We start from the raw sequence: 26011 nt of genomic DNA, 5'->3' as shown, positions 1-26011 counted from the left end.
TATAGTTGTTATTATAATATTTACTGTAAAACTAAAAGAAATTATTAATAATGCTGTCTAAAATAATTAGCAAAAATGGCGTACAATATAATGGCATATAAATGCAGATTTATTATAAATAATTTAGGAATTTAGTATGACAGGCAAATTTATTGCCATTGAAGGGCTTGAAGGCGCAGGTAAAACGACGGCGATTAATATCGTTGCTCGCATTTTGAATCAACATCATATTGATGATGTACAATTCACTCGTGAGCCAGGCGGTACGCCGATTGCTGAAGCTTTACGTAATATTATTAAAAATGGTTTAGATAATGAGCCTTTGACTGATAAAGCTGAATTACTTATGCTATATGCCGCACGTATTCAGTTGATTGACAATGTGATTAAACCAGCACTGCATGCGGGTAAATGGGTTATTGGCGATCGTCATGATTTATCCACGCAAGCTTATCAAGGTGGAGGGCGTCAGTTAGATAAAGTTTTTATGATGACACTAAAGGAACAAGTATTAGGTGATTTTAAACCTGATCTGACTTTGTATTTGGATATTGATCCTGAAAGTGGTTTGCGGCGAGCAAGATCTCGAGGAGATCTCGATCGTATTGAACAACAGTCGCTACCTTTTTTTAAGCGAGTTCATCAACGCTATTTAGAACTAGCCAAACAAGATGAAACGATTAGGGTGGTTGATGCTACAAAATCAATTGACAATGTAGCTGAGCAAATTGAACAAATTTTAATAGATTGGTTAACAAAACAGGTTAATATTTAATGATGTTAAGTGATTATCCTTGGCTTTTGCTACCTTATCAGCAATTGGCTTCTGGTATTATGCATAAGCGTGCTCATCATGCGCTATTAATTAGTTATGTCCAAGGTAGCGGTGAAAATGAATTTATTGAAAATCTTGTCAACCGTTTGTTATGCCAAAATTCACAGCAATTGGAGCCGTGCTTTAAATGCCACAGTTGCCAATTGTTTTTGTCTCATCATCACCCTGATTATTATGCGATAACTAATGAACAAGGTAAGCAATCAATAGGTATTGATCAAATACGTAATATATCTAGCAAGATTTACGAAAAATCCCAGCAAGGCGGTAACAAAGTTATTTGGATAAAACATGCCGCTTTAATGACTGAAGCAGCGGCTAATGCACTACTAAAAACGTTAGAAGAACCGCCAGACAGTACATATTTTATTTTAAGTGATGAGCATAATAGCCAATTATTACCTACGATTCATAGCCGTTGTTTTTCTTATTTTTTATCAACTCCAAAGTTGGAACAATCTATTGAGTGGTTAAAAAACAAACATGATCAACAAAACAGTGATAATGAGCTTGCTTCGGCGTTATTATTGAGCGAAAATGCGCCACTAAGAGCTATCGCACTATTAGCACCAGAAAAGTGGCAACAAAGAAACGTGTTTTGTAGCCAATTATTAGAGGTTATTCCTCAAAATAATTATTGGCAATTAGCAAAGACCTTTGATAATGAAGATTTTATTGAACGAATTATTTGGTTTTGCGCTTTATTAAGCGATGCGCTTAAAGCAAAGCAAAAAGCGGGGCGCTTTATTGTTAATCGTGATCAAGTCCCGTTAGTTCGATTACTTGCGACTCAAAATAATGAAAAGCTTTCTGCTCTTTATCATTTATGGTTACAAGCAAGAAATCAGTTATTGACTATTACAGGATTGAATAAGGAGCTGATTATTTATAATGTACTTGCTCAATCCGAATTAATTAGCGAGGCAAAAAGCTAAGCTGTTTATAAAAATTTTATTAATGCTTCAAAAAAGCACACATTTAAGCTAAAAGGATCGTAGTGAGTTATTTATCTATTGAATTTTGTTTACTTTTTATCGCTTTTTTTGCCTTGTATTGGGGTTGTCGCTTATCACCCAAAACACAAAATACTCTGCTTTTAGTTGTAAGTTACCTGATTGTTGGTAGTTACAGCTGGCGATTTTCACTCATCCTTTTTATTTATACCTGTGTAATCTATTTTTTTTCTGTGATGATCGCAGCATCAGAACGTCATGCCAAGCGATGGTTAATTTTAGGATTATGCGTATCTGTAATTAATCTAGCATTATTTAAATATTTTGATTTTTTCCGTTACGAGTTACAAGATCTGTTTAATTTATTAGATTTACCGATTTTGCTTCCCGCTATCACGGTATTAATCCCTATTGGGATCTCATTTTACACCTTTCATTCAATAAGTTATTTAGTTTCAGTAAAAAATCAGGAGTTACCTGTTGCTAATTTTTGGGATTTTGCCTTATTTCTGTCCTTTTTCCCAAGTATTATTGCAGGCCCTATTAACCGAGCAAAAGACTTTCTACCTCAAATTAATGTTAATCAACCGCGTGAAATTTTAGAGCCATTTCGCGCATTTACGCTACTTATCTTAGCTGTGATAAAGGTTTACTGTTTAGGTGGTTTAGTTAATGAGCATTGGGTTACACCTATATTTGCTAACCCACTAGAATTTAGTGTGGTTGATTTATTAGTTGGCCTTTATGCGTATGCAATACAGATTTATTTAAACTTTTCTGGATATACTGATTTAGTTACTGGCATTGCTCTATTATTAGGTTTTCGCTTGCCAATCAACTTTAATCTTCCTTATTTGTCATTGAATTTGAGAGAGTTTTGGGTACGTTGGCATATTAGTTTATCACGTTGGATTCGTGACTATATTTATATTCCTTTAGGCGGAAGTCGTCGAGGATTTATACGCACTCAAATTAATGTCATGTTAGCCATGTTATTATCGGGATTGTGGCATGGTGCTGGCATTAATTTTATTATTTGGGGGGCATGTCATGGTATTGGTATTGTGGTACTTAATATTGGCGACCGTTATTTGGGGCAAGGTTGGATAGCTGCGCGTTCGCCACTGATGGCACGGTTATTAACATGGCACTATATTTGTTTTACATGGCTGTTTTTTAATAGTGAAAGTTTATCTGATGCTGTAGATTATTTGACAGCATTAACGCATAACTTCTTGATAGAACCGCATCATGCTGGGGCGTTTTTGGTTATTTGTGTCATCTACCTTGCCTACCCAATGTGTAAAAATTTGACTGAGTGGTTTATTTTACAGTTGACTAAAATGCCGTATTACTATTTACCTTTAGTTTTTATTTTGATTTTATGGCTGACGATTTATATTGCACCATCAGGAATGCCAAACTTTATTTACGCTAATTTTTAATGATGCTTAATTATGAAAATATATACACAATCGTTTTCAAAAAATAATAAAAAATCCAAACCGAATTTGAAACGGCAACGTAATAAATCACAGCATAAAAATACGCTTAAAAAAGATTGTAAAAAAAATAAGAAAACAAATTCATCTCTTGTTGTTACTAGCAATCTTTTGTCTACTCGCTATGTATTTTTGATAATGTTTGTTACCGCTATTGCGTTAATAGCCATTTACTACAAATCAATATTGATTTATTGCGAGCAAGTGTATCATACCGATTTGTTGAATAATAATACGCTTGCAAACCAAGAAAGTTTGATACAAGAGCTTGAAACAAGCAAGGATGACGAACAGGATTTTCAAAAATATATATCAATAAAAATACTTCCTCCGTTTTCTCAGTTGCTTGATGTTGCGGTGAAAGATGCTAAAAATAAGACAATTGATGCTTTAAAGAATGCAAAACTTGAAAGTGGACAAAGAGTCAATACTGACAACGTGTCCGAAACAGACCTAGCACAGCAAGATGAAAATCAAAAAGCACAAAAAGACACGGTACCAGTTGAGCCACAACCCATTATATTAACAAGCAATGATAAGGTGTTTTTTGCTGGTGATTCTTTAATGCAAGGTGTTGCACCATATGTTAAAAAAATGCTATTCAAGCAGTATAAAATAGAAAGCCTTGATTTGAGCAAACAGAGCACTGGGCTTGCTTATCCGAGTGCTTTTGATTGGCCAAAAACAATTAGTGATAATCTAATTGCAGATCCTTCAATTAAATTGCTTGTTGTTTTTCTTGGCGCAAATGATCCTTGGGATTTTCCAGTTAAAGGCTATGTCAAATATGCTAAATTCCAATCCGACTTGTGGGAAGAACACTACCGTTTGCGTATTGAATCTATTTTAAATAGTGCCATAGAGCATGATGTTCAAATACTTTGGCTGGCAGCGCCTTGTATGCGCAAACCAAAATTAAATAATGCGATGGTTTATCTAAATAATTTATATCAGTCCGAATTAGAAAAAGTCCAACAACATTTCTTAATGACAAATGATTTATTGGGATGTACGTATCAAAAATTTAGTAATTTCGTAGAAAGCAATAAAGCAAAAGTTAAGGTAAGGGTTGATGATGGTGTTCACTTTACGCCAACAGGCCAAAAAATTCTAGCAAAGGCCATTATGGAAAAAATAATTTATAAAGAATTAGAGGACACCCATAGTGATTAAATTTTTAAAATATATTATAGCCCTCATTGCAATAACGATTACTGGTTGTAGTGTAGCTGAAAGTAAAACATCTACTGTTGTTGATTTTGGGGATCCTAACGCTAAACAATTTGCAGCGCGTTTGAACTCGTTAGCGGATCATAAAAAAACTAACCGAGTAATCAATATTACTCAATTTGGCGATTCACATGTGGCAGCCGACTTTTTTACTGGTGAATTTAGAACATTAATGCAAAAAAAGTATGGCAACGCAGGTATTGGTTGGATAACGCCTATAGCGATAAAAGGGCAAAGCCATGCAGCGGTTACATGGCGAGCTAGAGATTGGGATATGCTAAGTAGCCGAACTTTAAGTAATCTTGATTTTCCTATGGGGGGTTTTATTGCTAAACCCATTAAAGATTCTGCTACTGTCCAAATTACAGCAAGAGGATCTTGCAATAAAAATTGGCAAGTTAAATTGACCTTTAAAACACTAAAAAACAACTCAAACCTACTATCGCTTTATGATGCTAATAACAATAAAATTAACTTCAGCTATACACCAACCCCAAAGGTTTGGCAAACTGCATCGGTTTTATCTAAAATGCCTTTAGTTATCAAAGGCCAAAAAGAGATGGAACTGGGTGGTATTTGGTTAACTTGTAATCAACAATCTGGTGTTGTTGTTTCACCCATTGCGACTAATGGCGCTAAACAAACCATTTGGCAAAAGTGGGGAAAAAACTGGTTTAAAGAACTTGCTGTATCGCAAAGTGATTTAGTGATCCTAGCATATGGTACCAATGAAAGTTTTGATGAAACATTAGACAGTAATCAATATCGAAAAAATTTAGTGAATAATATCAGAATGATTCGCGAAACATTGCCTAATGCTGCTATTTTAATAATGACACCCCCAGACACTATGGCAAATGAAAAAAATATGCCTAAATCTTTTGCAAAGATAATGACTATTCAAAAGCAAGTTGCTAAATCTGAAAAAACGTTATTTTGGGATTGGCAGGTGGCAATGGGTGGTCAGTTTTCTATTAAGCAGTGGCGAAAACGTGGACTTGCGCGTGCAGATTTAGTTCACCAAACATTAAAAGGATATAAAGAAAGTGCTCGTATCTTTTATGCTGATTTGAATGAATTTGTTAGAAAAAATAGCTAAAAATTTTGATTAAAAGGAACAAATAAGTTATGCCATCACCTATTATTATTGCTGTTGATTTTGCAGATGTAAAATCAGCGTGGAATTTTATTGATCGTGTTGAACCAAAAGATTGTCGTCTTAAAATAGGTAAAGAGCTTTTTACACACGCAGGTCCCGAATTTATTAAGCAAATTATGCAAAAAGGTTTTGACGTTTTTTTAGATCTTAAATTTCATGATATCCCAAATACGGTTGCTAAAGCCGTAACTGCTGCGGCTGATTTAGGTATATGGATGACCAATGTACATGCGAGTGGTGGGGCGCGCATGATGACAGCAGCTAAAGATGCTCTTTATTCATATGGTAAAGATGCGCCAATATTAATCGCTGTGACAGTATTAACCAGCATGGAATCGACCGATTTACAAGAAATAGGTATTAATGCATCGCCTTTAGAGCAAGCAACTAAATTAGCTATGCTAGCTAAAAATTGTGGACTTGATGGGGTAGTTTGTTCAGCAAAAGAAGTACAAAGTTTTAGAACGCGTTTAGGTAGTGACTTTAAATTAGTGACACCAGGTATTAGACCAGCGGGTAGTAACCCTGATGACCAACGCCGTATTATGACACCTCAACGTGCTCAAGCTGCTGGCTCTGATTACTTAGTCATTGGACGGCCAATTACTCAAGCAGAAGATCCAGCTAAAGCGTTAAAAACAATTTTGGCCACACTTGATACAAGTAAGAGTTAATTAAATTATGTCTGATAACCCGATTATTTATTCAACCGATCAAGGTCGAATTAAACCGACAAAGCCAGCTATTTCACGTCCAAAGGGAGATGGCATTATTCGAATTCAGCGACAAACTTCAGGCCGTAAAGGTAAAGGTGTTTGTGTAATTACCGGATTTGAGATAGACGATGCACAATTATTACAGTTAGCTGCTGAATTAAAAAAGCGCTGTGGTTGTGGTGGTTCAGTTAAAGATAGTGCTATTGAAATTCAAGGTGATAAACGAGATTTACTAAAATCATTGTTAGAAGAAAAAGGATTCAAAGTAAAATTAGCTGGAGGCTGATTTCATGCTATAAAAATAGCGTCCATAACTAAAAAGGACGCTACTTATAAAAACATAGATATTAATTTGATCGATAAGTACGCATTTTTTTACTTATTTCACGGCGTTCTTTAGATATTTCGGCATTTTTAATAATATAATCATCAACACGATCATCATAATCGCTTTTCATATTCGCAATAATTGCTTGAAGCTCTTCGTAAGTCATATCAGGTTTAATATATTCACTTAAGTTTTCAAGTAAGAGTACACGTTTTTGGTTATCACGAATTTTCTTTTCATTGTCTGATATTTCACGCTTTAATTTATTTAAACGACGTGATAGACGAATGTATTCTAATACATCTTGAAATGACGATGCGCTTGCTTTTTCCTTGTCCATCTATAACCCCTTATCTGAAAAATGGAAAATAAACTTCTACTAATTATATACTAATATTTTTTTTTGGTCATATTTATTATATTTATTAAGCAATAAATGATATTTTTTACATTAACTATAACTGCCTACTTGCACATCAATTGCATTTAATTTGGCTTTAATTGCAGATTTATCTTCACATTTTTATTTAAAGGTTGCATCTTCTAGCAAGATTTATTTACAAAATAAGATAAAAATAAAAACAACTATTAAGAATTAGTACAAAGTATTGTACAATACTCCGAAATTTGTAAAGAGTGCCAGAATGAGAGAATCATAATGAGCTGGATTGAAAAAATTCTTAGTAAAAATAATATATCGTCAGATCATAAAAAGGCGAATATTCCTGGTGGGGTTTGGACAAAATGCAGTAACTGTGAGCAAGTTATTTATCAGGCTGAACTGGATCTTAATTTAGAAGTCTGTCCAAAATGCGATCACCACATGCATATTCCCGCCCGTGTGCGCTTATACCGCTTTTTAGACGATGGTTCAGATGTCGAAATTGGCACAGATCTTATGCCTAAAGATATCTTAAAATTCAAAGATACTAAAAAATATAAGGATCGCTTAACTGCTGCACAAAAAGAAACTCACGAAAAAGAAGCGATGGTGGTAATGAAGGGGACATTGTTTGGTACACCTGTCGTTGTCGCTTGTTTTGAGTTTTCTTTCATTGGTGGATCGATGTCCTCTGTTGTTGGTGCATTATTTACTCGTGCAGCGGAACAAGCTATTGCCGATAAATGCCCGTTAATTTGTTTTTCAACAAGCGGTGGAGCTCGAATGCAAGAGGCATTATTTTCATTAATGCAAATGGCAAAAACCAGTGCTATTCTTGCCAAAATGCAAGATGAAGGCTTACCTTATATTTCAGTCATGACCGACCCCACAATGGGAGGGGTATCGGCAAGTTTGGCAATGTTAGGCGATATTAATATAGCTGAACCTAAAGCGTTAATCGGTTTTGCTGGGCCACGAGTGATCCAACAAACTGTACGTGAAGTATTGCCTGAAGGATTTCAACGCAGTGAGTTTTTACTTGAAAAAGGCGCCATTGATATGATTATTCATCGTAAAGATATGCGACCTAAGATTGCCAGTTTAATAACAAAACTGATGAAACAGCCGGATCCTTTTAATGATGTTACTCTAAACGAGACAGTTTAATTGAGTATGCAAAACAAACAACCCAACGCCATGTCCGATTTAAGTACATGGCTTTGTTATTTAGAGCAATTACATCCTACAACTATTGATTTGGGTTTAGAACGAGTCAAAACGGTAGCTAAACGCCTAAATTTATTACAACCTGCACCTTATGTTTTTACCGTTGCAGGCACTAATGGCAAAGGCACAACATGCCGAACTCTTGAAATGATATTGCTTGAGGCTAACTTACAAGTTGGCGTTTATAGTTCACCTCATTTATTACGGTTTACAGAACGTGTACGTATTAATAATCAAGAGTCAAGTGAACAAAACACCATAAAAGCCTTTGTAGAAATAGAAAAAGCCAGAGGCGATATATCGCTTACTTATTTTGAATATGCAACATTGGCTGCGCTTTATCAATTTAAACAAGCAAAATTAGATGTTGTTATATTAGAAGTTGGGCTTGGTGGGAGGCTTGATGCAACTAATATTGTTGATGCTGATGTAGCCGTAGTTACCACAATTGGCATTGATCATGTTGATTATTTAGGGGAAACCCGTGAAAGCATAGGACGAGAAAAAGCAGGTATTTTCAAGCCTAAAAGTATTGCTATTGTAGGCGAGCCAGAAATACCTGAATCCATCTTAAATGCAGCTAAATTAGCCAGTTGTCCTATCCATGAGGTCAATGGCGATTGGCACTATCAACAAGTTAGCGAAGATGCTTGGACATTTAAATCACCAATAAAGCAATATGACAATCTACCTATTGCCGATGTTCCTTTAGCTAATGCCGCAACCGCAATTGCTGCCTTAAGTTACTCATCACTTAAAATAACCAAAGAACAAATAACTAAAGGTTTGGCAAAATCTAAATTGATTGGGCGTTTTCAAATTATTCAAAAAAAGCCTCTTGTGATCCTTGATGTCGCACATAACCCACATGCCGCAGGCTATTTAACACAACAATTGGAAAAACTAAAAATGGAATATCCAAGTATTAGTGAAGTTAGATTTGTTGTTGGTATGCTTAAAGATAAAGATATTAAAAGTACGTTGTCCATTTTAAAAGGTGATAAATGGTATTGCGCTTCACTTTATGGTGAGCGAGGTTGTAGCGCAGCAGTATTAAAACAGCACTTATTAAGTAAAGGTGAGCTTAATATATCAACATTTGATACAGTTTCTACTGCTTATCAAACAGCAATTCAAGATGCTAAAGAGGATGATATTATTGTGGTATGTGGCTCATTTCATACGGTATCAGAGGTTTTAGCTGAAACAGAGCATTAAGTGAAATTGAACATGGTGAACAATCAAAAAATTAGCCCCAAAAACCAAAATAAAGTAAGGAATCGCCTTGTAGGTTTTGCTACATTATTGCTTATTATCGCAGCAATTATCCCTTCCATTATAACGGATAAATCCAACTTACGAACTTCGACAACACCTATTTTGCAACCAGAAGTGATTACTCAGCAAAACCGTGAAGTAGAATCCCCAGATGATTTTGATGACAATTTAACCAGTGATAGGTCAAAAGATTCTTATATATCAGACTCAGAGCAAAATCCAAGTTCATTTGTTTCGCCAGATATTGTTGATATCGACACTTCAACAACGATAGCTAATTCTTCAACTTCGCAACAAGAACCTAAACCTTATATGATCCAGCTTACTGCTTTGAAAAATAGGCAAAAAATAGAAGAATTAGTTGCATTATTAAGGTTAAATAATTATAACGTTAGAACAATACCACAAAAGCCTGAACCTGATCAGTTAATTAAGTTACAGGTTGGCCCATATGCTAATAAAAAGCAAGCAGAACAAGTCATTATTAACTTAAGTAATCTAACAAAATTAAAAGGTATGATCGTTGCTAATTAAGTTCTGTTTTATTGGTTGCTATCGTTTTTTTATGTTGTAAACAGTAATTAAAATAAAATATTATTAATATAAAATTGTGAATTATTATGTTGAATTGGATTGATTTTACGATTATCGGAGTGATTGCATTCTCGGCATTGATTAGCATTGTGCGAGGATTTATACGAGAAGCATTATCATTAATTAGTTGGATCTTAGCTTTTTTTATTTCCAGCCGATTTTATATCTATATTACCGATTATTTAACTTATTTTGATAGCGATATAATACGTATTGCAGTAGCTATTGTTCTCCTTTTTATTACTACACTATTGGTTTGTGCGATAGTGTCTTATGTTATTGGTCAATTAGTTCAAAAAACCGGATTATCTGGCACTGATCGCATATTAGGTATCTGTTTTGGTGTGCTACGAGGAGTTTTAGTTGTTGCTGCAATACTCTTTTTAGTTGATACTTTTACACCGTTATCGCAATCACCTTACTGGGTGCAATCGCAGCTAATTCCACATTTTCATTTTATTATTCGTTGGTTTTTTGATTTTATACAGCAGTCTTCTTCTTTTTTAGTACAATAAATCGAGGTAACTATAGCATGTGTGGTGTCGTTGGTATTGTAGGGTGTAGTACTGTTAATCAATCGATCTATGATGCATTGACTGTTTTGCAGCATCGAGGGCAAGATGCCGCAGGGATTGTGACTATTGATAATCAAAATCGCTTTCGTTTACGCAAAGCAAATGGCTTAGTTAGAGATGTGTTTCAAGAACATCATATGCAACGGTTGCAAGGTAATTTGGGCATAGGGCATATTCGTTATCCAACAGCAGGTAGTTCCAATCCATCCGAAGCGCAACCATTTTATGTTAATTCACCTTATGGTATTGCTCTTGCCCACAATGGAAATTTAACCAATACTGAAAAAATACGCAATAAAGTATTTGAGCTAGCAAGAAGGCATATCAACACGAATTCTGATTCTGAAGTTTTACTCAATATTTTTGCTCACGAACTCGACAAATTCCCAACTTATCCTCTAACCGCAGATAATATTTTTACCGCAATACATAATGTACATAATATTATTAAAGGCGCATATGCTTGTGTTGCGATGATTATTGGTCATGGTCTTGTTGCTTTTCGTGATCCTTATGGGATTCGCCCTTTAGTGATAGGCAAACGTACTCTTGAAAATCAAAAAGTCGAATACATGGTTGCATCTGAAAGCGTCGCATTAGATATTCTTGATTTTGAATTTATGCGCGATGTCGAACCAGGCGAAGCCATCTATATTACTCAAGATGGCCAATTATATTCTCAACAATGTTCTAACAATCCTCAATATTACCCATGTATTTTCGAATATGTTTATTTTGCAAGACCAGATTCATTAATGAATGGTGTATCGGTTTATCAATCGCGTATTTTGATGGGGCAAAAGCTTGGGCAAAAAATAGCGAGAGAGTGGAAAGATATTGATATTGATGTTGTCATCCCTATCCCCGAAACATCATGCGATGCGGCATTTGAAATAGCACGTATTTTAAACAAACCTTATCGCCAAGGATTTGTTAAAAATCGCTATATTGGTCGCACTTTTATCATGCCAGGACAAAGCACACGTAAATTATCAGTAAGAAGAAAACTCAATGCGAATCGTATTGAATTTGAAGGCAAAAATGTACTATTAGTTGACGATTCTGTTGTTCGTGGCACAACCTCAAAGGAAATTCTTGAAATGGTGCGTTCAGTTGGTGCCAAAAAAGTTTATTTAGCATCTGCTGCACCAGAAATTAGACACCCCAATGTTTATGGGATCGATATGCCTGTTGCCAGTGAACTTATTGCCTATAATCGAACGGTTGATGAAATAGCAAAAGATATTGGTGCTGATAAACTTATTTTTCAAGATTTATCTGATTTAATTGATTCAATTACACAGCAAAATCCTAATATTCATCATTTAGAGTGTTCTGTTTTTGATGGAAAATATATTACTGAAGGGATTGATGATAACTATTTGTCATTATTAGAACAAAAAAGAACTGAAAGTAAAAAATCTTCAGAATCTAAAGAGCCTGAAAACTTAGAGATTTATAATGAAGGACAATAAAACAACAATAGCTGTTGTAAAAGAGCAGAAATATTACATAAAGACCTAATCCCAAAATTTAAGTTTTTATTGAAATAGTATTTTTAGCTTATTATTTTTAACATTTTTTATGTCATCCTACGTAAAATATGGGCGTTATTTAATCATTGTTTTTCATAAAGATATAATCAAATGTAATGAAATTAGCAAAAAAATACAAATTAATAAATTGAATTATATAAAGAAATTCTAAACTAATAAAAAAAGATCAAAAAAAGTAATAAAATATTTTGATAAATGACTTTTTTGTAATAGAATTGCAAAACTTAAGTAAGCTTTGTAAAGAAATGTAAAGCACAAAAGAAGAAACCGTGCTCTAAAATATATTAATAAATAATAACATTGATATTTAATAAAGATAAATTGATATTGGCTATAAATTTTATGTTATGGGCATTGTCGGTGGAATATAAGGACTATTAAGATGAGAAAGAATCTTAATTTAACAATTATCTCTGCATTTGTAATTGCCACATTAAGTTGGCAATCTGCTTATGCTACTGATGCTCAGGTATCGCAAGGTCCTGTAGATAGCAATGCGATAATTGAATTAAAAGATGGCTCAAAAGCTCGTGAAATGATTAATAATCAGCAACGTAGTCTTTATCAGATTGCGCTTTTAAGTAGTATCTCTATTTCAGAATTACGTGCAATGAACGCCGGGCGTTTTGATAAAAAAGATGTTGTTAATGTCGGTGAGCGCATTGTTTTGCCTGAAAACTCTCCTTTATTGCCGGCAATTAAAATAAAAGATGACAAAGATGACAAACATGTTAATTTGCCTCAGCTTGGTTCAGATGATAACTATGATGTAAAAAAAGACAAAGATGCACTTTCAACGCAAATTGCTTCAACTTTGCAAACTTTAGCTAGTCAGGATTGGAAGCAAATCACTTCGCCAGACAACGGTGGTTTATCAGGGCATTTAAAAAATAAAGGTAGAGATTACGCCGAAAGTTATGTACGCAATGGAGTTAAAAGCCAAGTTGTTGATCCAGTTCGTAATGCTGTACAGGATTTTTTAGGGCGTTTTGGTACCGCTCAGTTGCAATTTGATCTGAGTGATAAAGGGGAATTTAATAACGTTAACCTAAAATTATTTAGCCCATTATATGATTCTGAAGATACATTAATATTTAGCCAAATATCATTTCAAGAATATGAGCATAAGCGCCGTATAGGTAACTTTGGTATTGGTCAACGTTGGGATGTTGCTGATAAAACATGGTTACTTGGTTATAACGTATTTTTTGATCATGATTTCCAGCGTGATCACAACCGCTTAGGTATTGGTGCTGAAGCGTGGAGTGATTACATGAAATTTGCGGTTAACTATTATCATCCATTATCTGATTGGAAAGATTCTAAGGATTTCGATGATTACTTAGAACGTGCAGCAAGGGGATTTGATGTTCGCTTCCAAGGGTATTTACCACAATATCCGCATTTAGGCGGATCACTGATGTATGAGCAATACTATGGTGATAAAGTAGCTTTATTTGGTAAAGATAATCTACAAAAAGATCCAAGAGCTATTACTGTTGGTCTTGATTATACGCCAGTTCCTCTTTTCACGATTAAAGCTGAACATAAACGTGGTCAAGATAATAAAAAGGCAACTAAAGCAGAATTAACGATGAACTATCGTATAGGCACGCCATTAAAAGATCAATTGGATCCAGATATGGTTCAATCAGCTCGTTCTTTAAAGGGTAGCCGTTATGATTTAGTTGACCGTAATAACTATATTGTTCTTGAATATAAAGAAAAGAAAATGTCTGTCGATCTAGGGCTTGAACAAACGCAATTGATCGAAGGACAAACTTATCCATTAAGTATTAGTGTTCATAATGCTAAGGATTTATCAAGCCTAGTATGGTCTGGTGATATGCTAGAAATTGATGCTGGAGGTGGTTTTTTATGTGCAGCAGCAGGGGCATGTTCTGCTTCTTCATGGCTTAATCCTCCTACTGATACCAATAACTGGCAAATTGTTGCACCAAGTTATGTTGATCAAAATGGTCAACGTCGTCCAGTGAGCACAAATGGTAAATATTCTTTATCGGTATCAGTTACAGATAGTCGTGGTAAATCCGCAACATCTAATGCAGTCAGCTTTGAGGTATTGCCCGATCCAGCAATGCGTAAAGTTGGCGTCTGGGCAGTTGATAGTTCAGGGAATAAAACAACCTTGGCGACTCAAAGAGCTGATGGTTTAAGTAGTTTGACAGTATTGGCAACGCTTGTTAAGCCAAAGGTAGATAACGGTTCAGTCAACTCATTTGATGATGTAGATGGCTTTAGTGATAATGAAATAATGGATCGTATACCGGGAACATTTAATGAATTTTCAGCGTTATGGACTGCAACGAGTAACGGTGAAAAAATAGCTTTAATTAATGGTACATCGGGCGATGTGAACGAGTGTCCAGAACAAAAACCTTGCGTGATTGTTAAATCATTTGAAAAAGTTGCAAAAGGTCAAAAAGTGTCATCTGATGCATCAACAGCTGCGGGTATAGAAGTGATTGGTGACAGTTATACTTTAGATGTGGCTTCAAATATTGAGGGAATAGTTGATTTTTCAATTTCGTTAGATCAATACGGTTTTGGTTCATCATTTAATAAAGCTGCTGTTAATTTTTCTGGCGGTAAATCAGGTTACATTGAAGTTTGGAAGGCAGATGGAACATTAGTTGCTAAAAGTGAAGGGGCTATACTTCAGTTTACCCCAGCAGGACCAAAAGAATGGTTAGTTGGTCATGAATACTATGTTAAAGCGTTTACCACAAACAATACACCAATTGCTGATCCGTTTGTTATTTGGTCATTAGTTGGTTCAAATGATAAAGCTTGTCCTGGTACTCATGCGACTTTATTGGAACATGATGTTATTAGTCATCCTAAAGGACCATGGTTTAACGTTGCTATGGGTAAAGATGCACCTTACAAAATAAGGGGGATAAATGACAGTTATGCAACATCAGGCACTAGTATTCAAGCTGTAGCAGATGCGCCAACCAGTTTATTAGATTTCAGCCCAATTTCGGCACCATCTTCTGCGTGTGCAGGCGATCAAGGATTTAAATTACAAGTAACTGTCTTGTAATAGAACAAGAATTTTGATTACCGAGCCATATCGTTAATCAAAAGGAAACACCAGTAAAAGTGGTGTATTTATATAAATACAACATGTTAATTGATAGAAAAATAGGAAGTTAAACATGAAAAATTTTACAGTAAAAAAAGTTGCGTTAGGCTTGCTTTTGGCTGGCTATGCAGCAAGTAGCGCATTTGCAATAGGTGGGACAACCCAAGCAGTTATCGCCGGTAATGCACCTGTAATGAAAGCTGACGACTCATCAGCAGAGCATACAATGGCGGTCTCTTTCAAACGTGATGGCCGTCTTCTTACTAGCAACGACACGCTTAAAGTTAACGATACAATTCACATTCAATATAAATTGATCGATGCAGATGGTGATACAGATACTTCAGGAATAAAAGACTCCTTAAAAGTTTTTGTTAGAGATACAAATAATCAATGGGTTACTGTACCTGTAACAGCCAGTGCAACGTATAATAATGACGGAGTAGGTGAAATTTCATTCGCTATTACTAACGATTTTGCTGGTAAAACTGAAATTGGTTTTAAAATTTTAGAAAGAACAGATTTTGGTTACCCTCTATCAAACCAATGGATAACTGTAAGTGATATTTTTGCTAGTAATCCTCCAGATGTAACGCCAACTGATCCGACTAACCCGGGTCCAGGTCCAGACAACCCAGGTAACCCAACAGATCCAACAGGTCCTGGTAAGATTGATCCTAATCACCCTGGTCGTGGACCAATTGAATCTGATTCGTATCAAGTCTATATTTACAAGTTAGATGCAGCTGGTAATCTAGAAGAAGCCGTTGATTATGCAACTACAGCGGTTAGTCCTAAATATGGTGAAAAATTTGCGGTAGTAGTGAAGGATACAGCAGATAATGGGGATTATACCTCAAGATATACTTATGAATGGTACGTAACTGGTGCATATGAGGGAGTAAACGCAGCAGATGCAGTTGCTCTATCTGGCGCATATAATAAAGTAGGGGTTAACGATGCTATCTTATTAGGTTCAGATTCTGGAGCTAAGCATAATAGCCTGTACTCAACAGATTATAAGGCTGGTATTCAAGGTTATAAACTTGCAGTTAGAACAAAGTAAGTTAAGCCATGTTGCTATCAAAAACCACTCTTTTGAGTGGTTTTTTTGTTAGTGATGAAGCATTACTTTGTATGCTTTATATTATCGAAGCTTTGTTATAAAATAATTATAATTTGAATTTATTGTTATAATATATGATTATTCCTTGGCAAGACCTCGATCCACAAACATTAACTAATCTAATTGAATATTTTGTATTACGCGAAGGTACTGACTACGGTTTACAAGAAAAATCACTACAAGAAAAGGTTGATGAAGTTAAACTGCAATTAATTAATGGCTCTGTTGCAATTTTTTGGTCGCAATTGCACGAAACAATGGATATTAAGCCAATCAAATAATGGTTAAAATGATTGTTTGTATATAATTTATTGTGTAACTTTGTTATAGTGTTATTGTTGTAAATTAAATGGAGAGGTGGGAATAATGATTGGTAAACAGCAATCGGATACAACGTTAGAATGGTTTTTATCTCATTGCCATATTCATAAATATCCAGCTAAGAGTACTCTTATACATCAAGGCGAAAAAGCAGAAACTCTCTATTACATTTTAAAAGGTTCTGTAGCAGTATTGATTAAGGATGATGAAGGTAATGAAATGATTTTATCTTATTTAAACCAAAATCAATTTTTGGGCGAGTTGGGACTTTTTGAAGAAGGTACTGAGCGAACTGCTTGGGTTAAAGCCAAAACAAGTTGTGAGGTTGCAGAAATTTCATATAAAAAATTTAAACAGCTTGTTCAAGTCAATCCAGATATTTTAATGCATCTTGCCAGTCAAATGGCAAGTCGATTACAAGTCACATCTGAAAAAGTCAGTAATTTAGCCTTTTTAGACGTTGCTGGGCGTATTGCGCAAACGCTTTTAAACCTTGCTAAACAACCTGATGCTATGACACACCCTGATGGTATGCAAATAAAAATTACACGCCAAGAAATAGGTCAAATTGTTGGTTGTTCGCGTGAAACGGTGGGGCGAATTTTAAAAATGCTTGAAGATCAGCATTTAATCTCAGCTCATGGCAAGACAATTGTTGTTTATGGTACGCGTTGATTGACCAAGATGATATAATTAATACAATGATTAATACAATACGAGATATCGCATGACACAAAAAAGAGGTATTCCAAGTCATGTGGCTATAATTATGGATGGTAATGGTCGTTGGGCTCAGCAACGTAACCAGTTACGCGCTGTTGGTCATCGGGCAGGATTAAAAACGGTGCGGAAAATTGTGGCTTACGCGGCAACTTTAAAAGTTAAAGTTCTTACTTTATATGCATTTAGCAGTGAAAACTGGAGGCGCCCACCCAATGAAGTTTCCGCTCTAATTTCCCTTTTTATCTATGCATTAAAACGAGAAATCAAAAGTTTGAATAAAAATAATGTTCGCTTGAATATTATTGGTGATATATCTCGTTTTAGTGATAATTTACAAAATATGATTATTCAAGCGCAAAATTTAACCAAAAACAATTCGGGTTTAGTACTAAATATTGCCGCCAACTATGGTGGGCGTTGGGATATTTTGCAATCGGCAAAAAAAATGGCTACCCAAGTGACTAAGGGTGAGATCACTTTAGATGAAGTAACAGAAGATCGTTTTGCTTCAATAATGTGTATGGGAGAATTTCCTGATGTTGATTTAGTTATCCGTACTGGGGGAGAATATCGAATCAGTAATTTTTTGTTATGGCAGATTGCTTATTCTGAACTCTATTTTACCGATACTTTATGGCCTGATTTTAACCAAACTTTATTTGATGAAGCAATCAATGCATTTAATGCCAGAGAGAGACGCTTTGGTGGCATTCGCAATTAAGGATCATTTATGTTAATTCATCGTATACTTGCTGCAGCTGTGCTTATTCCACTTGTCATAGTCGTTCTTTTTTTTGTTCCTTTATCTGTATTTTCTCTAACTATTATTTTGGTCTGTGGATTAGCTGCATGGGAATGGGCTCAGTTTCTTCATATTACTAAAAAACATTCAAAATTAATATTTGCTCTTTCAATCGTTATTTTATTAACTATACTTTATTTGATCCCAAATTCAGTTGAATTAAAAATAAAGCTATACACTGTGATTTTATCTTTATCAATTATATGGTGGCTAATTGCTTTGTATTTGGTGGTTAGTTATCCAGATACAACCAAATACTGGAGTGATTCAACGGTTATTAATTCAACTTTTATAAAGCTACTATTTGCTTTTTTTACGATAGTGCCATTTTTTATTGGTATGATTGAACTAAGAGCAATTAACTATATGTCTAATTCTTATACTGGTGCAGTTTGCTTACTTTATGTTTTTGTGTTGGTCTGGGCAACAGATACAGGTGCTTATTTTGCTGGACGCGCATTGGGTAAACGAAAATTAGCTGCAAAAGTTTCTCCAGGTAAGACCATAGAAGGTTTTATTGGTGGTATAAGTGTGGCTATCATAATTAGTATCATTGCTTATATGCTTAATTTATTTGATATGACATTTAGTACATTTTTTATTAGCTCTTTATCGGCAATTTTTGTTTCGGTTTTAGGTGATTTAACTGAAAGCATGTTTAAGCGTGAAGCAGGTATAAAAGATAGTGGTCACTTAATTCCAGGTCATGGTGGAATTTTAGATCGTATTGATAGTTTAACTGCTGCTGTTCCTGTTTTTACTACATTATCTTTTTATTTATTATAAATGGAGATTGATTTTGCTGTGGTCACTGTTATTATTTGTTATTACGATTAGTATACTAGTTACTATTCATGAGTTTGGGCATTTTTATGTTGCTCGCTTATGTAAGGTTCAAGTTGAATGTTTTTCAATTGGTTTTGGTAAAAAATTATGGTCACATAAATTTTCAAGTGGAACAGAATTGGTAATTGCTATGATTCCACTTGGTGGTTATGTTAAAATGTTAAATACCAGATCAACAGCATTATCAAGCAATAGCAATAGCAATAGCAATAGCTTGGCATTTGATCAAAAGAAAATTTGGCAAAGGGCTGCAATTATTTTTGCAGGTCCGTTTGCTAATTTTGTGTTAGCTTTAATAAGCTATTGGATTATTTTTTTAATAGGTGTAAATGTTTATCCTGTTAAAATAAAGGAAGTGATACCTAACACACCTGCTTCCACAATAGCAATTCCAGTTGGTGCTGAATTGAAAACTATTGATAATATCAAAATTGAAACATGGCAAGATGTAAACTTGGCTTTAATCTCTCTAATGGGAAAGAATGATATGTCTTTCACCTATATTGATGGTACCAATAATAGCGATCAAAAAAAAGAAGTTAAGAAAAGTGTAGATATTAGCAATTGGTATTTTGATATAGAAAAAGACTCAGCTATTACCGCATTTGGTTTTGTTCCTAAAGAGGTGGAAATTTATCCAATTGTGAGTAAAATTGTATCAGGTTCGGCAGCAGAACGTGCAGGTTTGCGTGTTGGCGATAAAATTATTGGTTATAATGATCAGCTATATACAAATTGGCAGGTTTTTTCCAATACGATTAAAAAAGCTCAAACAATGATGTTGAAGGTCAATCGGGAAAACAAAGATATTTATCTTACACTCGTGCCAACCGTTCAAAAAAACGGGAAAGGTGTTGCGGGATTATATCCTACAACTGATGTAAAAGTTGTGCAATATGGTTTTTTCGAAGGGTTTAATAAAGGTATAGCGCAAACGGCGTTAACTACAAAGTTAACTATTCGTTCGCTTTATCAATTAGTAACGGGTGTTATTGGTCTAGAACATATATCTGGCCCAATAACAATAGCAAAAGGCGCAGGGCAAACAGCAAGTTATGGTTTTACTTCTTACTTATATTTTCTAGCCTTTATAAGTATAAGTTTGGGAGTTATCAATCTTGTTCCATTACCTATATTAGACGGGGGACATCTTGTTTTTTTATTACTTGAAAAAATAAGAGGGCGAACCTTATCAAATAAAGCACAAGAGCGTTTTTCTCGTATTGGCTTTTTTTTATTAATGGTAATAATGGGAATTGCACTATTTAATGATATTTTACGGTTGTGATGGAATGAGGGCATAAATATTTACGATGAAAATAAATAAATTACTTATAGCATCTTTGTTGCTTAGTACTACAGCAGTATATAGTTCTAACGCATTTTGTATTGATGATTTTGTGGTAAAAGATATCAAATTTGAAGGTTTACAGCGTGTTACTGTTGGGGCAGCATTGCTTGAAATGCCAATCCAAGTTGGTGATTATGTTAATGAAGCGGATTTAGGGCGTATAATTAAATCGCTTTATTCTAGTGGAAACTTTGATAATATTACTATTTCTCGTGATGGTGATCGGTTAATTGTTCATGTTCAAGAACGCCCAACTATTGCTAGTATAAGTTTTTCTGGTAATAAGTCAGTTAAAAATGACATGCTTAAGAAAAATCTAGATAGTTCAGGCATTCGTGAGGGTGAAGCTTTAGATCGCACTATGCTTTCAGGTATTGAAAAAGGCTTAGAAGATTTTTATTACAGTGTTGGTAAATATAATGCTCAAATTAAAGCTGTTGTAACTCCATTATCTCGTAATCGTGTCGATTTAAAATTAGTTGTTGCTGAAGGTAAATCAGCATTAATCGATCAGATCAATATTGTTGGAGCTAAGGCTTTTTCATCAGAAGAACTTATTTCACGTTTTACCTTGCGTGATGAAGTACCTTGGTGGAATATGCTTGGTGATCGTAAATATCAAAAACAAAAATTAGCCTCTGATTTGGATGAGTTACAAAGTTTTTATTTAAATCGTGGTTATGCTCGTTTCAATATTGAGTCAACACAAGTTAGTTTAACGCCAGATAAAAAAGGTATTTACGTTACAATTAATATCCATGAAGGTGAACAGTATAAGCTCTCTAAACTTGAGTTTATGGGTAATTTTGCAAATTATAAAGAAGCAATTGCTAAAATTGCTAACGAAAAAGTAACCGTTGGTGAGCTTTATAATGGTAAAAAAATTACTGAAATTGAGGATAGTATTAAACGTTTACTTGCTAATTTTGGTTATGCATATCCAAAAGTTTCCATTCAGCCAGAAATGGATGATTCAGAACATACGGCTAAATTAGTTGTTCTTGTTGATGTTGGTGAGCGTTTTTATGTTCGCAATATTAAGATAGTAGGAAATACCGTAACAAGCGAAAGCGTAATCCGTCGTGAACTTCGGCAAATGGAAGGAGCTTGGTTAAGTAACGGGTTAGTCGAATTAGGTAAAGAACGTTTAAATCGACTTGGTTTTTTTGATACTGTTGAAGCAAACACTGAGCGTGTGTCTGGTGTTGATGATCAAGTTGATATTATTTATAAAGTTGCTGAACGTAATACGGGTAGTATCAAATTTGGTGTTGGCGTCGGTTCTGATAGCGGTCTTAGCTTCAATGCAGGTATCTCTCAAGATAACTGGTTAGGCACAGGTAATAGTGTCTCATTTGATATTAACACTACTGATACAGATAAAACAGCGTCTGTTTCTATTGTTGATCCTTATTTTACTGTTGATGGTGTAAGTTTAGGCGGTAGCATTTACTATAACACCTATAAAAACGATGATAAAGATGATGAGTCAGAATATGCGAGCAAGACTTGGGGCGCTTCAGCTAATTTAGGTTTCCCTATTAGTGAAAATAATTTTGTTCGTTTTGGTGCCGAATACGCTAATCATAATTTGTCCGATATGCAAGCGCAATATAGTATGTGGCGTTATTTTGACTCCATGGGCGAAAATTTGAAAAATAAAAATTCTATTTCTTTCGATACTAATGATTTATTACTAAGCGCTTATTGGACATATAATTCTTTAGATCGTGGATTCTTCCCAACTGATGGCTTAAAAATGACAGCTAGCGCTAAATTCACTGCACCATTATTTGATAACCGATTCTATAAACTGGTTTCAGATGCCTCTTACTATTATCCGATTGACAATGACCATAATTGGATATTCTTAACGCGAGCAAGAATTGGCTATGGAGGTGGTTTTGGTGGTAAAGAGTTACCATTTTACGAAAACTTTTATGCTGGAGGAGCATCAGTATTACGTGGTTTTAAATCCAATACTGTTGGTCCTAAAGCAGTATATCTTAATAAAAGTGGTGTGTGTGATAGTTTAGATAATACCTCTGGGTGTACAAAATCAAAAGATGCAGTAGGCGGTAATGCTATAGCTTTTGCTAGTACAGAGCTGATTGTTCCAACCCCATTTGCGGGTGAAAAATATGCTGATAATATTAGGACATCGTTATTTTTTGATGCAGGGACTGTATGGGATACCGAATGGAAACTAAAAGGAAATAATATTCCAGATTATAGTTCTCCATCGGATATTAGAATGTCGGCTGGTATTGCAGTGCAATGGATGTCACCATTAGGTCCTTTGGTCTTTTCTTATGCTCAACCACTTAAGAAATATGAGGGTGATTCAGCACAACAGTTCCAATTTAATATAGGGTCTACATGGTAATTCCATGTTATAAATAAAAAACACATAGGTGATTAAAGTGAAGAAAATTATATCTATTCTTGGTGTTAGTTTAGCATTTCTTTTTGCAGGCGTTGCAAATGCAGAAATTAAAATTGGTGTGGTTGATGTTATGTCAGTTTTACAACGTATGCCTCAACGTGAATCGGTCGGTAAGGCGTTGGATAATGAATTTGAAGCAAGAGCCAAATCATTACAAGTCGAAGAAAAGAAAGCTGGTGATGCCGCTGCTCGCCTAAAAAAAGATGGCTTAACTTTGTCTTCTTCTGAAAAAGCTAAACTAAATAAGGTGATTTCTGATTTTGAAAATAAAGCGAAAGCTTTTTCAGCTGATTATCGTAAACGTGAAACAGAAGAAGCAGGCAAATTATTAACTAAAATCCAAGAAGCTGTTAAAGATATTGTTGAGACAGAAAAGTACGATCTTATCTTAAAAGCCGAAGCTACATTATCAGCTTCAGATGCGGTTGATATTTCAGATAAAGTATTGGCAAAGGTTAAAAAATAATGTTTGCTTTTCGTTTAGAGCAACTAGCTAAGCAACTTGATGCTAAATTACACGGTGATGCTGATTTAACTATCACTGGTATTGCATCAATGAAAAGTGCAATACCAGGTCAAATTACTTTTTTATCTGACAAAAAATTACAAAATAATTTGTTAGAGTGCAAGGCTTCTGCTGTTGTAATGACAGAAGAAAGCCTTAAATTCTGGCATGGTGCAGCTCTGATTGTTAAAGATCCATATCTTGCATATGCAAAATTGGCACAATATCTTGATACTACGCCTGCTCCAGCTAAGGATATCGCTAGCTCAGCAGTGATTGATTCAACAGCTAAATTAGGTTGTAATATATCAATAGGCGCTAACGCAGTTATTGAAAGCGGTGTAGTGTTAGGCGATAATTGCGTTATAGGTGCTGGTAGTTTTGTAGGTAAAAATACCACAATAGGTGCAGGAACAAAATTATGGGCTAATGTTTCTGTTTATCATAATTGTGTTATTGGCGACAATTGCTTAATTCAATCAGGAACTGTAATTGGTGCAGATGGATTTGGTTACGCTAATGATAAAGGTAAGTGGATTAAAATTCCTCAACTAGGTCGAGTTGTTATTGGTAATAACGTTGAAATTGGCGCTTCAACGACAATCGATCGGGGAGCGCTTGATGATACTATTATCGGTAATGGCGTTATTATAGATAATCAATGCCAAATTGCTCATAACGATATTATCGGGGATCATACAGCGGTTGCTGGTGGCGTTATTATGGCAGGGAGCTTAACTATTGGCCGTCATTGCTTAATTGGTGGTGCAAGTGTTATTAATGGGCATATGGAAATATGTGATCAAGTTACCATAACTGGTATGGGTATGGTTATGCGCCCAATTACTGAACCAGGGGTTTATTCATCAGGTATTCCATTGCAAGAAAATAAAGTTTGGCGAAAAACGGCTTCATTAGTTTTACATATTGACGAAATGAATAAACGTTTGAAGGCACTTGAGAAGAAACAGTGAAATGTCTCGACGTAAGCGGTTGCGGTCGGTATAATGCACGCCTATTTTTAAATTTTTTAGCTCAGTTATCGTTTTTATATAAATATGGGCAGATAATATTCAATAATTTCGAGGTATAAAGATGCAAGTTTCGGTAGAAACAACACAAGGTTTAGGTCGACGTTTATCAATTATAATTAAAGCTGAAGATATTACGAAAGCGGTTGATAAAGAACTTATTAATACGGCAAAAAAAGTACGTATTGATGGCTTCCGTAAGGGAAAAGTGCCTTTAAAAATTGTTGAACAACGTTATGGTGCTTCTATTTTACAAGATGCATTAAGTGACTTAATGCAACGAAATTTTGTTGAAGCAATTATTCAAGAAAAATTAAATCCGGCTGGTGCTCCAACTTATACACCACAAGAATATAAAAAGGACGAAGATTATACCTTTACTGTTGAATTTGAAGTTTATCCAGAAGTCAAAGTTGAAAATTTAGATAAAATTGAAGTTGAAAAACCTATTGCTGAAGTAGCTGATGCGGATGTTGAAACTATGATTGAAACCTTACGCAAACAGCAAGGTGTTTGGAAAGAAGCAGATAAAGAAGCTAAAGAGCAGTATCGTGTTACTTTGGATTTTGTTGGTAAAGTTGATGATGCCGAATTTGAAGGTGGTAAGGCTAATGATTTTGCATTAGTATTAGGGCAAGGTCGTATGATTCCTGGTTTTGAAGATGCAATTATAGGGCATAAAGCGGGTGATCAGTTTGAAATTAATGTGACTTTCCCTGACGATTATCATGCTGAAAATCTAAAAGGTAAGCCAGCTGTATTTGCGGCAACACTTAAAAAGGTTGAAGAGCTAGAATTGCCAGAACTTACAAAAGATGTCATTAAACGCTTCGGTATTGCTGATGGCACTATTGAAAGCTTACGATCTGAAGTTCGTAAGAACATGACAAGAGAGCTCAATGCGACAATTCGCAATAAAGTCAAAATTCAAGCTATTGATGGTTTGGTTAAAAATAATGAAATTGATGTGCCTGAGGCATTAGTTGACCGTGAGGTTGATGTATTACGTCAGCAAGCTTTATCTCGTTTTGGTGGTAATGTAAAACCAGGTATGGAATTACCAAAAGAATTATTTGAAGCTGAGGCTAAAAAACGCGTTGTTACTGGTTTGTTGTTTAGCGAAATTATTGAAAGCAATAAATTAACAGCAGATGAATCGCGTGTTCAGGCATTAATTGATGAAATTGCAACTGCATATGAAGATCCAAAAGAAGTTTTAGAATATTATCGTAAAGATAAAAAAGCGATGGATAATATTCGAGCGGTAGCACTAGAAGATCAAGTTGTCGATCTGTTGTTGGCTAGTGCCAAAGTAACAGAAAAGAATTATTCGTTTTCCGAATTAATGAATCAGCAAACAGCTTAACTTACTAGTCTTTTCATTTTATATAAAAAGATCACTATAAAGCCCAAATA

At 34.9% G+C, this 26011-nt stretch carries 24 protein-coding genes; 23 read left to right on the top strand and 1 reads right to left on the bottom strand.

Features of this window, described 5'->3' with window-relative positions; genetic code table 11:
• Positions 1–136: 136 nt before the first annotated feature.
• The 7 genes from tmk (at position 137) to yciH (ending at position 6681) form a co-directional block, all read left to right on the top strand.
• A complete protein-coding gene (gene tmk, locus A9G28_RS02640) occupies positions 137–775 on the top strand; it encodes a dTMP kinase (protein WP_065579684.1) in 639 nt (212 codons plus the stop codon).
• Positions 775–1770, top strand: coding sequence for a DNA polymerase III subunit delta' (gene holB, locus A9G28_RS02635; protein WP_081301487.1), 996 nt, complete (start codon positions 775–777; stop codon positions 1768–1770). Before tmk ends, holB begins: the two co-directional genes overlap by 1 nt.
• 62 nt (positions 1771–1832) lie before the next feature.
• Positions 1833–3233, top strand: a complete 1401-nt coding sequence (locus tag A9G28_RS02630) for an MBOAT family O-acyltransferase (protein ID WP_065579683.1) — start codon at positions 1833–1835, stop codon at positions 3231–3233.
• A 12-nt stretch (positions 3234–3245) separates the two neighbouring features.
• Complete coding sequence (locus A9G28_RS02625; protein ID WP_065579682.1) at positions 3246–4463, top strand: SGNH/GDSL hydrolase family protein; 1218 nt, start codon at positions 3246–3248, stop codon at positions 4461–4463.
• On the top strand, positions 4456–5619 hold the full coding sequence (locus A9G28_RS02620) for a GDSL-type esterase/lipase family protein (protein ID WP_065566882.1): 1164 nt from the start codon (positions 4456–4458) through the stop codon (positions 5617–5619). Before A9G28_RS02625 ends, A9G28_RS02620 begins: the two co-directional genes overlap by 8 nt.
• Before the next feature lie 29 nt (positions 5620–5648).
• A complete protein-coding gene (gene pyrF, locus A9G28_RS02615) occupies positions 5649–6353 on the top strand; it encodes an orotidine-5'-phosphate decarboxylase (protein WP_065579681.1) in 705 nt (234 codons plus the stop codon).
• Positions 6354–6360: 7 nt separating this feature from the next.
• Complete coding sequence (gene yciH / locus A9G28_RS02610) at positions 6361–6681, top strand: stress response translation initiation inhibitor YciH (RefSeq protein ID WP_065579680.1); 321 nt, start codon at positions 6361–6363, stop codon at positions 6679–6681.
• Positions 6682–6742: 61 nt separating this feature from the next.
• On the opposite strand, the gene tmaR is transcribed toward yciH, so the two are convergent.
• Entirely contained in the window at positions 6743–7063 is a 321-nt protein-coding gene (tmaR, locus tag A9G28_RS02605; protein ID WP_065566879.1) for a PTS system regulator TmaR, read from the bottom strand.
• Positions 7064–7381: 318 nt separating this feature from the next.
• On the opposite strand from tmaR, the gene accD reads away from it, so the two are divergent.
• From accD to tig, 16 genes are all read left to right on the top strand, one after another.
• On the top strand, positions 7382–8272 hold the full coding sequence (gene accD, locus A9G28_RS02600; RefSeq protein ID WP_065566878.1) for an acetyl-CoA carboxylase, carboxyltransferase subunit beta: 891 nt from the start codon (positions 7382–7384) through the stop codon (positions 8270–8272).
• 6 nt (positions 8273–8278) lie between these two features.
• Positions 8279–9550: a bifunctional tetrahydrofolate synthase/dihydrofolate synthase gene (gene folC / locus A9G28_RS02595; protein ID WP_065579699.1), complete on the top strand. Its 1272-nt coding sequence runs from the start codon at positions 8279–8281 to the stop codon at positions 9548–9550.
• Positions 9551–9562: 12 nt separating this feature from the next.
• The gene (locus A9G28_RS02590; protein WP_065566877.1) at positions 9563–10144 is read left to right on the top strand and encodes an SPOR domain-containing protein; all 582 of its coding nucleotides are present in this window, start codon (positions 9563–9565) and stop codon (positions 10142–10144) included.
• A gap of 89 nt (positions 10145–10233) precedes the next feature.
• The gene (locus A9G28_RS02585; protein WP_065566906.1) at positions 10234–10719 is read left to right on the top strand and encodes a CvpA family protein; all 486 of its coding nucleotides are present in this window, start codon (positions 10234–10236) and stop codon (positions 10717–10719) included.
• 17 nt (positions 10720–10736) lie between these two features.
• Positions 10737–12254: an amidophosphoribosyltransferase gene (gene purF, locus A9G28_RS02580; protein ID WP_065579679.1), complete on the top strand. Its 1518-nt coding sequence runs from the start codon at positions 10737–10739 to the stop codon at positions 12252–12254.
• A 463-nt stretch (positions 12255–12717) separates the two neighbouring features.
• Entirely contained in the window at positions 12718–15402 is a 2685-nt protein-coding gene (locus A9G28_RS02575; protein WP_065579678.1) for an inverse autotransporter beta domain-containing protein, read from the top strand.
• A 157-nt stretch (positions 15403–15559) separates the two neighbouring features.
• Entirely contained in the window at positions 15560–16510 is a 951-nt protein-coding gene (locus A9G28_RS02570; RefSeq protein WP_141673702.1) for a hypothetical protein, read from the top strand.
• Positions 16511–16644: 134 nt separating this feature from the next.
• Positions 16645–16851 (top strand): YheU family protein, encoded by a 207-nt coding sequence (locus tag A9G28_RS02565; RefSeq protein WP_065566873.1) that lies wholly within the window; start codon positions 16645–16647, stop codon positions 16849–16851.
• A gap of 82 nt (positions 16852–16933) precedes the next feature.
• A complete protein-coding gene (crp, locus tag A9G28_RS02560) occupies positions 16934–17566 on the top strand; it encodes a cAMP-activated global transcriptional regulator CRP (protein WP_065566905.1) in 633 nt (210 codons plus the stop codon).
• Positions 17567–17618: 52 nt separating this feature from the next.
• Positions 17619–18335 carry an isoprenyl transferase gene (locus tag A9G28_RS02555; RefSeq protein WP_065579677.1) on the top strand — a complete coding sequence of 239 codons (717 nt, stop codon included), beginning with the start codon at positions 17619–17621 and terminating at the stop codon, positions 18333–18335.
• A gap of 9 nt (positions 18336–18344) precedes the next feature.
• Positions 18345–19202: a phosphatidate cytidylyltransferase gene (locus A9G28_RS02550; protein WP_065579676.1), complete on the top strand. Its 858-nt coding sequence runs from the start codon at positions 18345–18347 to the stop codon at positions 19200–19202.
• 13 nt (positions 19203–19215) lie between these two features.
• The gene (gene rseP, locus A9G28_RS02545; RefSeq protein WP_176702105.1) at positions 19216–20550 is read left to right on the top strand and encodes an RIP metalloprotease RseP; all 1335 of its coding nucleotides are present in this window, start codon (positions 19216–19218) and stop codon (positions 20548–20550) included.
• 25 nt (positions 20551–20575) lie between these two features.
• Complete coding sequence (gene bamA / locus A9G28_RS02540) at positions 20576–22999, top strand: outer membrane protein assembly factor BamA (protein WP_065579674.1); 2424 nt, start codon at positions 20576–20578, stop codon at positions 22997–22999.
• A gap of 37 nt (positions 23000–23036) precedes the next feature.
• Positions 23037–23525, top strand: coding sequence for an OmpH family outer membrane protein (locus A9G28_RS02535; RefSeq protein ID WP_065566868.1), 489 nt, complete (start codon positions 23037–23039; stop codon positions 23523–23525).
• Complete coding sequence (lpxD, locus tag A9G28_RS02530) at positions 23525–24538, top strand: UDP-3-O-(3-hydroxymyristoyl)glucosamine N-acyltransferase (protein ID WP_065579673.1); 1014 nt, start codon at positions 23525–23527, stop codon at positions 24536–24538. Before A9G28_RS02535 ends, lpxD begins: the two co-directional genes overlap by 1 nt.
• A 121-nt stretch (positions 24539–24659) precedes the next feature.
• Positions 24660–25961: a trigger factor gene (gene tig / locus A9G28_RS02525; protein WP_065579672.1), complete on the top strand. Its 1302-nt coding sequence runs from the start codon at positions 24660–24662 to the stop codon at positions 25959–25961.
• Positions 25962–26011: the final 50 nt, after the last annotated feature.

This window comes from Gilliamella sp. Fer1-1, from assembly GCF_001690825.1.
In the GTDB taxonomy this organism is placed as follows: domain Bacteria; phylum Pseudomonadota; class Gammaproteobacteria; order Enterobacterales; family Orbaceae; genus Gilliamella; species Gilliamella apicola_C.
Note: the sequence above shows the minus strand (reverse complement) of the source record. Positions and strands in the feature narration are given on the sequence as shown.

Bases quoted from the DNA above. Each gene is read 5' to 3' on its own strand.
- tig (WP_065579672.1), top strand. From the start codon at position 24,660: ATGCAAGTTTCGGTAGAAACAACACAAGGTTTAGGTCGACGTTTATCA.
- lpxD (WP_065579673.1), top strand. From the start codon at position 23,525: ATGTTTGCTTTTCGTTTAGAGCAACTAGCTAAGCAACTTGATGCTAAA.
- A9G28_RS02555 (WP_065579677.1), top strand. From the start codon at position 17,619: ATGACACAAAAAAGAGGTATTCCAAGTCATGTGGCTATAATTATGGAT.
- tmk (WP_065579684.1), top strand. From the start codon at position 137: ATGACAGGCAAATTTATTGCCATTGAAGGGCTTGAAGGCGCAGGTAAA.
- A9G28_RS02625 (WP_065579682.1), top strand. From the start codon at position 3,246: ATGAAAATATATACACAATCGTTTTCAAAAAATAATAAAAAATCCAAA.
- bamA (WP_065579674.1), top strand. From the start codon at position 20,576: ATGAAAATAAATAAATTACTTATAGCATCTTTGTTGCTTAGTACTACA.
- pyrF (WP_065579681.1), top strand. From the start codon at position 5,649: ATGCCATCACCTATTATTATTGCTGTTGATTTTGCAGATGTAAAATCA.
- A9G28_RS02565 (WP_065566873.1), top strand. From the start codon at position 16,645: ATGATTATTCCTTGGCAAGACCTCGATCCACAAACATTAACTAATCTA.
- holB (WP_081301487.1), top strand. From the start codon at position 775: ATGATGTTAAGTGATTATCCTTGGCTTTTGCTACCTTATCAGCAATTG.
- A9G28_RS02590 (WP_065566877.1), top strand. From the start codon at position 9,563: ATGGTGAACAATCAAAAAATTAGCCCCAAAAACCAAAATAAAGTAAGG.
- tmaR (WP_065566879.1), bottom strand. From the start codon at position 7,063: ATGGACAAGGAAAAAGCAAGCGCATCGTCATTTCAAGATGTATTAGAA.
- A9G28_RS02550 (WP_065579676.1), top strand. From the start codon at position 18,345: ATGTTAATTCATCGTATACTTGCTGCAGCTGTGCTTATTCCACTTGTC.
- purF (WP_065579679.1), top strand. From the start codon at position 10,737: ATGTGTGGTGTCGTTGGTATTGTAGGGTGTAGTACTGTTAATCAATCG.
- A9G28_RS02575 (WP_065579678.1), top strand. From the start codon at position 12,718: ATGAGAAAGAATCTTAATTTAACAATTATCTCTGCATTTGTAATTGCC.
- accD (WP_065566878.1), top strand. From the start codon at position 7,382: ATGAGCTGGATTGAAAAAATTCTTAGTAAAAATAATATATCGTCAGAT.
- folC (WP_065579699.1), top strand. From the start codon at position 8,279: ATGCAAAACAAACAACCCAACGCCATGTCCGATTTAAGTACATGGCTT.
- yciH (WP_065579680.1), top strand. From the start codon at position 6,361: ATGTCTGATAACCCGATTATTTATTCAACCGATCAAGGTCGAATTAAA.